The 11767-nt window shown below is 39.9% G+C and carries 8 protein-coding genes and 3 pseudogenes; 6 read left to right on the top strand and 5 right to left on the bottom strand.

Features of this window, described 5'->3' with window-relative positions:
* The first annotated feature begins 55 nt into the window (after positions 1-55).
* Positions 56-943, top strand: coding sequence for a hypothetical protein (locus NYE50_RS01300; protein WP_029973953.1), 888 nt, complete (start codon positions 56-58; stop codon positions 941-943).
* 150 nt (positions 944-1093) lie between these two features.
* A complete protein-coding gene (gene hpaB, locus NYE50_RS01295; RefSeq protein WP_182072780.1) occupies positions 1094-2539 on the top strand; it encodes a 4-hydroxyphenylacetate 3-monooxygenase, oxygenase component in 1446 nt (481 codons plus the stop codon).
* A gap of 55 nt (positions 2540-2594) precedes the next feature.
* Here hpaB and NYE50_RS01290 read toward each other — a convergent pair whose 3' ends face one another.
* The gene (locus NYE50_RS01290; RefSeq protein ID WP_109566659.1) at positions 2595-2837 is read right to left on the bottom strand and encodes a DUF2651 family protein; all 243 of its coding nucleotides are present in this window, start codon (positions 2835-2837) and stop codon (positions 2595-2597) included.
* Between the two features lie 334 nt (positions 2838-3171).
* Here NYE50_RS01290 and glpT point away from each other — a divergent pair.
* Both glpT and NYE50_RS01280 read left to right on the top strand, forming a co-directional pair.
* A pseudogene (gene glpT / locus NYE50_RS01285) lies at positions 3172-4495 on the top strand (glycerol-3-phosphate transporter).
* Between the two features lie 95 nt (positions 4496-4590).
* On the top strand, positions 4591-5478 hold the full coding sequence (locus NYE50_RS01280; protein WP_014416802.1) for a glycerophosphodiester phosphodiesterase: 888 nt from the start codon (positions 4591-4593) through the stop codon (positions 5476-5478).
* Positions 5479-5659: 181 nt separating this feature from the next.
* Here the strand turns inward: NYE50_RS01280 and NYE50_RS01275 are convergent, their stop codons facing one another.
* Together NYE50_RS01275 and NYE50_RS01270 are read right to left on the bottom strand one after the other, a co-directional pair.
* Positions 5660-5908, bottom strand: a complete 249-nt coding sequence (locus tag NYE50_RS01275; RefSeq protein ID WP_031304552.1) for a DUF2651 family protein — start codon at positions 5906-5908, stop codon at positions 5660-5662.
* A gap of 65 nt (positions 5909-5973) precedes the next feature.
* Positions 5974-7176 (bottom strand): hypothetical protein, encoded by a 1203-nt coding sequence (locus NYE50_RS01270; RefSeq protein WP_021495315.1) that lies wholly within the window; start codon positions 7174-7176, stop codon positions 5974-5976.
* 347 nt (positions 7177-7523) lie between these two features.
* Between NYE50_RS01270 and NYE50_RS21890 the strand changes: the two are divergent.
* Together NYE50_RS21890 and NYE50_RS01265 are read left to right on the top strand one after the other, a co-directional pair.
* Positions 7524-7631: pseudogene (locus NYE50_RS21890) on the top strand (glycerophosphodiester phosphodiesterase); the annotation flags it as partial.
* Positions 7629-7769 (top strand): annotated as a pseudogene (locus tag NYE50_RS01265) (glycerophosphodiester phosphodiesterase family protein); the annotation flags it as partial. The pseudogenes NYE50_RS21890 and NYE50_RS01265, both read left to right, overlap by 3 nt.
* 68 nt (positions 7770-7837) lie before the next feature.
* Here NYE50_RS01265 and NYE50_RS01260 read toward each other — a convergent pair.
* Both NYE50_RS01260 and NYE50_RS01255 read right to left on the bottom strand, forming a co-directional pair.
* Positions 7838-9727: a glycosyltransferase family 2 protein gene (locus tag NYE50_RS01260; RefSeq protein ID WP_029973956.1), complete on the bottom strand. Its 1890-nt coding sequence runs from the start codon at positions 9725-9727 to the stop codon at positions 7838-7840.
* Positions 9728-10131: 404 nt separating this feature from the next.
* Positions 10132-11751, bottom strand: coding sequence for an APC family permease (locus NYE50_RS01255; RefSeq protein ID WP_159353728.1), 1620 nt, complete (start codon positions 11749-11751; stop codon positions 10132-10134).
* Positions 11752-11767: the final 16 nt, after the last annotated feature.

The following is an 11767-nucleotide window of genomic DNA, read 5'->3' as shown; positions in this document are numbered from 1 at the left end:
TGAATATCTCATTCATGCAGTTTTATTCCTATTATTTTTTTGGAGGTTTCACTCATTGAATGAAAATCAATCTGCATTTAACACAGCAAAGCAAACCGCACAAAGATTGTTAAAATGTAAGAATGAACAAGAAATGATGGACTTTTTAGCTGAACAGGATGTACATACGCTCAGTCTTTTAAAGTACTATTACTCTGCTCCGGCTCTTCCTTTTCAAATGCTCATGAAGATTGCTTTTTGCTGTATAGTGATGGCGTTGATCTTCACTTCATTCTTGTTTATTCAAGTCAAAACACTCATACCTGTTCCCATTTTATCTGATCTGTTGCCGGCAGTGTTTTCACTGTTTACAATCGGATGTATTGTCGCGTTTTATATGTTTTTTTCGCGCGAAAAGAAAGACCGGTTACCTGACAGCCGCTTAAGAAGAAACACTTACTCCTTCCGGGTTATAAATATGATAAATACAAATCTGGAAAAGAAATATCGTACACTGGCTTCTTTAGCGGGCGGTAAACAAAGTGATGATACACTCGAAGAAAGCATGAAGCAGATTAGCTCTTGTAAAAATGATGAAGAACTGATGAAATGTCTTGAAGAACAAGATACTGAGAAGTTATTCAAGCTGAAAAATCAGTTTTCCAAACCTGACTCCTCATTATTTGATTTTATGAAATGGATTTTTATCGGAAGCGTTATTGCTATGTTTCTGACTGCACTTTTCTCAGGTCAAGTCAGCTATGTTCATGTTCCCCGCCTGCTTCCGTATCTCCTGCTTTTTTTATTCGCCAGGGGCTTAATATATCTAATAAAACTGCTGAAACTATACCAAAAAGGGCCTTTGCACTCCATTCCTCACTTTACAAAGAACGCTGAAAACACCCGTATCACCGGAATGATAGACTTTGTCCTCGAACAACGATACAAAGACATGATCAGTTAAAAACCCCTCTGCTTAAGGGGTTTTTTTATTATGCAATCCCTTCACCCCCCTTATCAAAAAAGGCTCTTCCCCTTTGGAAATAACCGGAACACCCAATTTCGTTTTCAATATAATGAGGTAGTGGATCTGCAAAGAAAGAAGGGCGACATGATGGGTATCATTAATGGCAAAATGTTCATTGACCGATTAAATCAGCTTGGAAATGAGATTTGGCTTGATGGTGAAAAGATCGAGGGACAGATTTCTGAACATCCCGCATTTAAGGGCCTTCTGGAAACGAAGCGCTCTCTTTATGATTTGCAAACGAAACCGGATATGAAAGATCAAATGACTTACAGTCTTCCCGGTAAAAAAGAACGGGCCGGGCTTTCATACCTGCAGCCGAAAACGAAAGAAGACGTAAAAAGAAGAAGAAACATGTTCGAACATTGGGCCAGACACACGCACGGAATGATGGGACGAAGCCCGGATTATATGAATACCGTGCTGATGAGCTTCGCCTCCTCCGCCGCGCTTTTGAAAGACCGCGATCATTGTTTTCCGGAACATGTTCAAGCGCTGTACGAACGCGCTGCTGCTCAGGATCTTTCTTTTACGCACACGTTTATCACCCCTCAGGTGAATCGTTCACAAATGGGTGTAAACGTATCGCCGACACCTATCTCGGCAAAAGTCGTCGATAAAAATGAAAAAGGCCTCATCATACACGGCGCCCGGATTTTAGCCACACAAGGCGGCCTGACGGATGAAGTGCTCGTGGTTTCTCTGCCTAAAATGTATTTTGAATCGGATGAAGCGTTCGCTTTTTCAATCCCTTCCAATACAAAGGGAGTAAAATTCATCTGCAGGGAATCTTTCGTACTCGGAAAATCAGCGTTTGATTATCCGCTCAGCTCAAGATATGAAGAAATGGATTCTATCGTTGTATTTGATCACGTTTTGGTCCCTTGGGAACGCGTATTTTTTTATAATAATTACGAGGCGGCTTTTGATTTTAATATGAAAAGTTCTTTTAACGCCTTCGCATTTCATCAAGTTATCACGAGACAAATTGTAAAGACGGAGTTTCTCCTGGGCCTCGCCCAAACGCTTGTCGAAGCAATAGATGTGGGCGAATATCAGCATATTCAGGCTAAGATGGCTGAAATCATCACCGGTCTGGAAACGATGAAAGCCCTTTTAGAAAAATCGGAGAATGATGCGGAAACAGATGAATGGGGTTATATGCGTCCGAGTGTCACTCCGCTTCGTGTGGTCAGCGCGATTTTTCCCGACATCTACCCGCGCTTCACGGAAATCATTCAGCTGATCGGGGCAAGCGGAATGGTGACTTTGCCGACTGAAAAAGCGTTCCGTTCTGACATCAGAGGAGACCTTGACCAATATTTGCAGGCGGCCGAATTGAACGCTGAGGACCGGGTAAAAGTGTTCCGCCTCGCATGGGATTTGACCATGAGCCCCTTCGGAACAAGACAGACACAATATGAGCGGTACTTCTTCGGTGACCCCGTCCGCTTAACCAGCCATCTGTACAGAAGCTATCCGAAAGAAGAACAGACCGCGGTCATCAAGGAATTCCTGCACATTCATAAATAAAACAAAGCAGAGAGCGCATCTCTGCTTATGATAGCTGGATCGGCTGCCGCCGATCCTATTTTTTATTTTGGCTGATCACCACCATCGTAATATGCGATAACGCGAAAGAGACAAGCGTGTACACGACGGCCCACCCGATAAACGAGACATTCAATACGGTAAATGTGCATATAAGGCAAACGGCTAAAGCGGCAGCCGGCATAATGAACGCGTTTTTAAACAGATACGTTCCGGCGACTGACAAGATGATGATACAAAGCGGCAGAACACCGAACGCAAAATCCAATTCATCAATCAACAGATGCACTCCCTTCGCTTTTCTTAGTTCGGCCTAACACATCTTATGCCTGAGTACAAAATCGAGTACTTCAAATCTTTCGCGCTCCGGCTGATATTCCCTCCGGTTATTTATTCAAAAAAATGAAAACTTTCCTTAAAGCGTTTACATTCACGTCAGACTGTGATAATTTAAGAAAGCGCTATCATACACAAGTTAATGATTTTTGGATGGAGATGAGGAGAACCAGGAAACCCCGCCCTTTCACAAGGGTGATTTCTGGTTCTTTTTGTCATTTTCAAGGAAAGGAGTCATACATACATCATGATAGACGTTCAGCAAAGGGGAGGATATGATGTTTCAATTGTTTAAGCCGGCTCCGCATATTGAGAGATTGGATGATTCAAAGACGGATGCGGCCTATAAACGGCTCAGGCTGCAAGTATTTTTGGGGATTTTCATCGGGTATGCCGGGTATTATTTGCTTCGCAAAAACTTTGCCTTCGCTATTCCTTATTTTCAGGAACAAGGGTTTTCAAAAGGGGAACTCGGCTTGGTGCTTGCGGCCGTATCAATCGCTTACGGCTTCAGTAAATTTATTATGGGGATGGTGTCTGACCGCTGCAACCCGAGGTATTTCCTTGCGACAGGTCTGTTTTTGTCAGGTGTCGTAAACATTTTATTTGTTTCCATGCCATGGGTCACGTCAAGCGTGACGATTATGTTCATTTTTATGTTTATTAACGGATGGTTTCAAGGGATGGGCTGGCCGCCTTGCGGACGGACGATGGCTCATTGGTTTTCCATCAGTGAACGCGGCACGAAAATGTCGATATGGAATGTCGCCCATAACATAGGCGGAGGTATTCTCGCCCCGCTCGTGACTCTCGGCATCGCCATGTTTGTTACTTGGAAAAGCGTGTTTTTCTTTCCGGCGATTATCGCCATCGTCATTTCATTTGTGATTGTTCTTCTCGTTCGGGACACGCCGCAATCCTGCGGGCTTCCGCCGATTGAAGAATACCGGAATGACTATCCGAAACATGCGTTCAAAGACCAGGAAAAAGAGATGACGACCAAAGAAATTCTTTTCAAATACGTGCTGAATAATAAATTTCTGTGGTATATCGCATTTGCCAATGTCTTTGTTTATTTCGTGCGGTACGGTGTCGTTGACTGGGCGCCGACTTATTTGACGGAAGCGAAAGGATTCTCTCCTGAAGACTCCAGATGGTCTTATTTCCTTTATGAATATGCGGGAATTCCGGGAACGATTTTGTGCGGCTGGATCAGCGACCGGTTTTTCAAAAGCCGCCGCGCGCCGGCAGGCGTACTGTTCATGGCCGGCGTATTTATCGCTGTATTGGTCTACTGGCTTAACCCTGCCGGTCATCCGCTCATCGATAATATCGCGCTGATCAGCATCGGCTTCTTAATCTATGGACCTGTCATGCTGATCGGGCTTCAGGCCATTGACCTTGCGCCTAAAAAAGCGGCGGGAACGGCAGCCGGCTTAACCGGACATCGGAGGCTCTGCTTTCGCCAACGCCATCATGGGTTATGTCGTAGACCGCTTTGACTGGAACGGCGGCTTTATCATGCTTATCTCCTCATGCGTGCTGTCCATCGTCTTCTTGGCTATGACGTGGAATACGGGCAAGCGGGCGGAGCATGTGTAAGAAAACAACATAAAAGATTAATATTTTTGCAGTACAGCATTTACAACGATTTTCTACACTAGAGACAGATATTGATTTTTAAGGGGGAAGAAAACATGCGGAAACATAAATTGTTTGCTTTGGTATTGCTTTCATTCGGTTTATTGTCATTCATCGTCACGCCTGTATCGGCGGCGGGAAAAGGAAACCTCTTGTCTCCTGACAGAATTTTGACCATTGCCCATCGCGGTGCTTCGGGGTATGTCCCGGAGCACACGATCCTTTCTTATGAAACTGCGCAAAAAATGAAGGCTGACTATATTGAGCTGGATTTACAAATGACAAAAGACGGCAAGCTGATCGTCATGCATGATGAAAAATTGGACCGCACCACAAACGGACAAGGCTGGGTGAAGGATCATACATTAGCCGAGATTCAAAAGCTCGACGCCGGCTCTTGGTTCAATAAGGCCTATCCGGAAAAAGCAAAACCGCAATACGCCGGACTTCGCGTTCCCACACTTGATGACGTGTTAAAACGGTTCGGCAGACATGCAAACTATTATATTGAAACAAAGGCGCCCGAAACATATCCGGGTATGGAAGAAAAACTGATCGCTTCACTGAAAAAATACAAATTGGCAGGTAAGCATGCGAAACTTGGACAAGTTATCATTCAGTCTTTCAGCAGGGACAGCCTTCTGAAAATCAAACAGCTCGATCCGAAACTTCCCGCCGTCCAATTGCTTGAAGCGGAACAGATGACGTCAATGACTGACACAGATTTAACGGACATTAAAACATATGCCGTCGGAATCGGACCGGATTACAAAGCGCTGAACGCTCAAAATGTCCGAAACATTCGCAGCCACGGCCTTCTGCTTCACCCTTATACCGTGAACAGCGAGGCGGACATGCGCCGTCTGCTGAATTGGGGCGTAACCGGTGTGTTTACCAACTATGCGGATATATTCCAAAAAGTTAAAAAAGAATACAAATCATAAAGCCAGCATGGGTTCGGAGATGATGCCGAACCCATGTTTTTTCACCCGATAATGCAAACGCCAGCATGGGTTATGTAGCGGGCGGAGCATATTATTCAAGCTTACATTCACCTTTATATTAATTAAAGGTATCACTGTAATTGTGAATTACCTATGATACCTTACAAACAAAAGGATATAATTATTTATTTCTATTATCTATTTTCTTTCTTATACTATTTGTAATAGACGATAATATAAGTGATACTAAACCATAGACAACAACCCATCCCCAGAAAGATAGATTAAAAACAGTAAACATTAGTATGACAGAAACAACTATACTGACAAGCGGCATTATATACACTTTTTTGAAAATATAAGTGAATATGATCGATAAGACGATAATAGAAAGTGGTAAAATACCAAAAGCAAGATCTAGCTCATCCATTATTATTCTCCTTTGTGAATTTAATTTCCCCTTAAGTATACTCACTCAGCTGTCTAGCCATTATATTAATTACCCCATACTTCTTTGTTTTTCTTAATCATAAAAAAGTCATATTCAGAAACATGGGTATTGTTAATAATTTTTTCAAGTCCTCTGATAGGAGTAGATTTTAATTTTTTTCCGTTTTTATAAGAGTAAGAATTAATCACATATTTCCCACCCTTGCTTATTTCTAACAAGAAAATTTCAGACTCATCAAAATAAGTGAATTTTGCTTGGTTTTCAAATTTTGTTGATCTATGTAATGGGAGTTTTTTCTTCGGCTTCATACTTTTCAGATCAAAAGTATAAAGTATTGAATTAGCTGCCAAATGATATAAAGTGTCATTTTTTACAAAAAAGTTATTAGTGGAAAGAGGAATTGCCAGTTGAGAAATTTCATCAGGGATATTATAACTGCCTAAAGGATATGCCCCTTTAAACTTATTATGCTTTAAATCTATTTCTGCTACTTTGAATTGTACTTTGTTTGATTTATCCGTTTGGTTATATAGTATAAAGAAGGCTGAGCTTTTTTTAACTATTATCTGTGAATAAACACTCCAATTTTCTTCATTCAATATAGGAATTGTTGTTCCTTTCCCTACTGTAACTTTGTCTTTATCTATTTTAACATCCTGGAAAGTCGGTGTTTTGATTGAAGAATCTTCATTTATCACGTAAATATATTCACCGTCATTACCGGTACTTGTATAGAAACCCGGAATAATTTTTTCATGAAATCCATTGCTGTTACCCCATCTGATTAAGCTATTATAATGGTTTTTACCGACTTCTTGATTATTCAAAAAATAAAAGATATTCCCTTTTATTAAATGACCCGATGACTGCCCATAACTTGTATGTACTTGATGTTGCATCGGGAATTTTTTGAAGTTATCGCCCATCATATAAACTTCTTTTTTGTCCTGTCTAACTATGTTTTTTTCATCTTGTGCAATGGTTCCAACTTCAATAGCATCTCCTTTTACAGCTGTTGCTTTTCCTGTTTCATCAATATATACAGTATAACTCCCATCTTTAGGGTAATCTATTGTAGCTGAATAATATATAGCTGCAATTTTATCATTCAAGAAATTCTTTTCTTTTTCTGTTTCAGTTTGTTTAACATCAGAAACTGTATTAGTATATTTAAAAGTTCCGATACATATAAATATACCTATTAATACTATGACCGCAATTATAATTAACCACTTAATTTTGTTCAAATATAATCTCACTCCTTAAAATAATAATGACTCCCTAAATAAACTTAGGGAGTGACGATGCAGAATGTTACAAAAAATTTTCGCTTTTTCATACTTATTACCATCAATTATTTGTTTATTTTTCTATATTTTAATTTATTATACAATTATTTCAAACACGACTTGCGTACTATATTTTCTCTGTGGTTAATTATTTGTTTTGTCTCTAAAACTTTGACTTGGAGTACAGGAAAACGGATGAAGTTACGGAGAAGAAAGAAACACATAAAAGATTAATAGTTGCCCAACATATCTTTTACATTCATTGTTTAATACGGAAGACAGTTATTGATAAGGCGGAAGAAAACATGCGGAAACATAAGTTGTTTGCTTTAGTATTGCTTTCATTCGGTTTATTGTCACTCATCGTCACGCCTGTATCGGCGGTGGGAAAAGGAAACCTTTTGTCTCCTGACAGCCACGGCCTTCTGCTTCATTCTTACACCGTAAACAGCGAAGCGGACATGCGCCGTCTGCTGAATTGGGGCGTAACCGGTGTGTTTACCAACTATTCGGATATATTTAATTTTGTTAAATCTAATAGGGATCAATAGGTTTACGAATCTAAAGATTTCAAAACAAAAACTGCACGTATATCGCGTGCAGTTTTATAATATTAATTTTAAATATTTCTCCCTTTAAATAACGGTCTTAGTATATTCTTAACTTTTGCTTTAATAGATTTGCCCTTATAAATAACAGGAACACTTTGTTGCAAATGACCAATAATCACTTCTGCATTCTTTTTTAGCTTAATTTGTTTTAACTCCTGCTTAGTTACTTCAAAACTAAAATCATATGACATTTTTTTTCGGGTAGAATCTTTAAGTACCACATCAGGTTTAAACACAAGAAACCTTCCAAAATTCACCTGGAAAGAATTTTGTTCTCCAAAACTTAAATCTGTTTCACAATCAAAATGTCCTTTAATCCTAGAACCGCTGCAGGTTAACACAAAGTTTTTAAAATGTAACATTTGATGTTTAACAACAAGAGAAAGATTACCCCATTTAGTTAGATACGAGTTTATAACGATAGGTTCTTTACATCCTTTTGCAATATAAGAAGCATTTTTTAAATAAACGCTTTCTTTCGATTTTAATCTCAATGATTTCGTATAATCTTCTATCTTACTAATTAATCTTAAATCTAATATACCATCTTCGCTATTTAAATGGAGTAAAGATTCTATAGAAATATATGCATAAAAATAAGTAACTTTTTCTTTTTTTATAATTTGCGTATCTATTTCAAAAGGATATTTTTTTTCAAAAAGGCTTCTATAAGCTGGAAATGAAATTGTTTTATCTTTTTGTTCTCTCAAAGAGACTTCGATAAATAAACGCTCATTTGAGGAGTCAACATGTGAATGATAACAAAAACCCTCTAACAAAACGGCATTCTCTAATTTCTCTATTTTTGTTATTTCTCCTTCAAATTTATTATTACGATGAAAGGAAATGGACTCATGCAAGGCCAAATTGTATGCTAATTCTGGTTTTGGATAGACCTTCCCATGTTGTACTACCATGTTACCAGGTTGTTTTTCAGCGTACCAGAAAGCAATTAAATCCTCCAATTGTCCTTTCTCAATTAAACGTAATAAGAGTTTATGGCGGGAAGAAAACTGCTGGTAGTAATCTAAGTATTGATACTTGTCAAGCATTTTCTTTAATGTATTAAAAATATAGATTTTATCTTCAATTAGAAAAGACTTTGAAATCAGAGCGCTTAACTCCACTTCCATAATCCTTTCCCAGTAATGAAAGAAAATCAGCCGTTTTTTATCTGTTTCAAGGTTCAGTAATTCAATAGATGCCAATGTTTCTTCGATTCTGAACATAAAACTTTTACCTGATAATGGTTTCTTAGTAAGTTGAACCCTTCCTATTGTTTGATGATTGGTCAAATAATAACACGGGTAATCTTTAACAAGGGCTATGGAATTTGAATATGCATACGCTTGAATCATAAACGGTTGATCTTCTCCTAGAGAGAAGTGTTCCGGAAAACGAATATTATGTTTAATTAATAACTCCCGTTTAAATAGCTTTTGAGCACTCATAGTAAAAAGAGCATTGGAACCAGGGAAGGAAAAACAATCTGGATTCTTTTTAAATACAGCCACAGGAACACCTCTATTAATTCCTTCATAACGGCCGATAATTATATCACTTTGATACTGAACTATTTTTTCTTCCATCTTTTCTAAAGCTTCAGGTCCTAAATAATCATCTCCGTCTAGAAAATAAATATAATCACCTGTTGCTGCTTCTATAGCTTTGTTCCTCGGTCTGCCAGGTGCGCCGCTATTCTGCTGGTGAATTACTTTAATAAACTTGTACTTGCTCATGTATTCATCTAAAATATTACCGCTTTTATCAGTTGAACCATCATTTACACAGATAATTTCAAGTTTGTCCTCTCCAACTGTTTGGTTCACTACGCTATCGAGACAATCTCTAATTGTGTTTTGATCATTATAAACCGGAATAGCTACAGTAAATATCATCTTTTTTCTCCTAAATTATTGTTTCCTATATAAAAACAAGTCCAGAATTATTCGAATCCAATTTTAAAAGTTTACCATAATTTCTTTCTTTTATAAATATGGGTTAAAAATTTTAATGTGTTTTTAAACCTAGCCACCGTAGTCTAGATAATAAGATGGAATATTTCCAATAATTAAATCGAATTTTCCATAAGATCCCTAACAAATGCTTTGATTCATTTCTCTTTGAATTTGGAAAGCTCACTTCATTTAATCCTAAATACGATACTTTGCGGATTTTTAATTTTACCCATAAAAAAACACCTCTAAGTCGTTTTCAGGTATGATACCTGCTTTTCAACTTAAAGGTGCCTTTGTCCTGCGCTTACAGGCCCAGACTCTCAAAAACTTCAACTTTTTATAACTTATTCTTTTCCGGCAGCAGCTTCCGCCTGTCCGCCTTTTAATTGATCATTGATTGCTTTGGCGTCTTTCAAATACTCAGTCTTGAATCCGCTCTTCAGCGCCCACGCATAGAAGGCAAGGGCAACGATTGCGATCAGCCCCATATCCCAGCCGTACGGAATGATGTTCAGACCGCCGAATTTTTCACTTCCGAGCCATGAAATGACCATCATGCTGAGCAGATAGACAACCATCCAGACGCCGCCTTTAAAGTTTCTGCGGAATCCTTTCCACTTCGCTTTCGCTTGGTAGTAGAAATAAATCGGAAGGCCGATCAAAATGATAAACAGCACCTGCCCTGTTAACGGCCAGCGCGCCCAATACAGCACGAGAGACGCGAACACGAAGCCGAGCGGTGCAACCACGCTGAGGCCTTTCAGACGGAGAGGCCGGTACAAATCCGCCGCCGTCCGCCGCAGCGTCATCACCGTCACGGGACCCGTGATATAAGAAATCAGCGTCGCAACGGAAATGATTTCAGCAAGCACGCCCCATCCTCTGAATAAAAACAAAAAGATAAACGATACGATCAGATTGAAAATCATCGCTTGGCGCGGCACGCCGTACAGCGGATGAAGCTTTCCGAAAATGCTCGGCATATATTTATTTTTTTCCATGCCGTAAATCATGCGGGACGTCGTAGCGGTATAAGTGATACCCGTTCCTGACGGAGATACGAACGCGTCCGCATAAAGAATAATGACAAGCCAGTTGATATTCAATGCGATCGCCAAATCGGCAAATGGAGAGTTGAAGTTCAGGTGACTCCAGCCGTGAACGATCATGGAAGGTTCAACCGCCCCGATAAATGCGATTTGCAATAGGACGTAAATGACGGTTGCGACCAGCAGCGAACCGACAACCGCAATCGGAATCGATTTGCCGGGATTTTTTGCTTCTCCGGCCATGTTAATCGGGCTTTGAAACCCGTTAAACGCAAATACGATACCTGATGTGGCCACCGCCGTCAGCACGCTTGCCCAGCCGTTCGGCGCAATGCTTGAACCGGATGTGAAGTTTCCGCCGTGAAAACCGGTAAACAGCAGCGCTCCGATTGTCAGCCCCGGAATAATGATTTTAAATATGGTAATCAATGAATTCGCTTTTGAAAATAAGTTAACTGTCAAAAAATTCAGTAAAAAGTAAATAATCAGTAATACGGATGCGAAGCCGAGCCCCTCTCCCGTAAGAGTGCCGTTGTGAACGAGATTGCTTGTCCATTTTGCCCATTCCCACGGCCATGAGCTCATATATTGAACAGACGCAACCGCCTCCACCGGAATAACGGAAACAATCGCAATCCAGTTTGCCCATCCTGCGATAAATCCAATAAATGATCCGTGAGAATATTGAGTATATTTTACCATTCCCCCGGCTTCCGGGAACATTGAACCCAATTCACTGTAAGAAAGTGCGATAAACAAAATAACGATCATACCGATAATCCAGGAAATAATTGCGGCAGGTCCCGCAATCTGAGCCGCCCGCCACGCCCCGAATAACCAGCCGGAGCCAATCATCGACCCAAGTCCGACCATCATGAGTGCAAACGTTCCCATTCTGCGATGTAATTGATTCATAAAGTTAACACCTTCC

This window comes from Bacillus sp. EU55 (assembly GCF_038005925.1).
Lineage (GTDB): Bacteria > Bacillota > Bacilli > Bacillales > Bacillaceae > Bacillus > Bacillus velezensis.
This window is presented reverse-complemented; position numbering and strand designations above follow the sequence as displayed.

Excerpts from the sequence above, each read along its gene's own strand:
- hpaB (WP_182072780.1), top strand. The coding sequence starts at position 1,094 with ATGGGTATCATTAATGGCAAAATGTTCATTGACCGATTAAATCAGCTT.
- NYE50_RS01260 (WP_029973956.1), bottom strand. The coding sequence starts at position 9,727 with ATGATATTTACTGTAGCTATTCCGGTTTATAATGATCAAAACACAATT.
- NYE50_RS01275 (WP_031304552.1), bottom strand. The coding sequence starts at position 5,908 with ATGGATGAGCTAGATCTTGCTTTTGGTATTTTACCACTTTCTATTATC.
- NYE50_RS01255 (WP_159353728.1), bottom strand. The coding sequence starts at position 11,751 with ATGAATCAATTACATCGCAGAATGGGAACGTTTGCACTCATGATGGTC.
- NYE50_RS01280 (WP_014416802.1), top strand. The coding sequence starts at position 4,591 with ATGCGGAAACATAAATTGTTTGCTTTGGTATTGCTTTCATTCGGTTTA.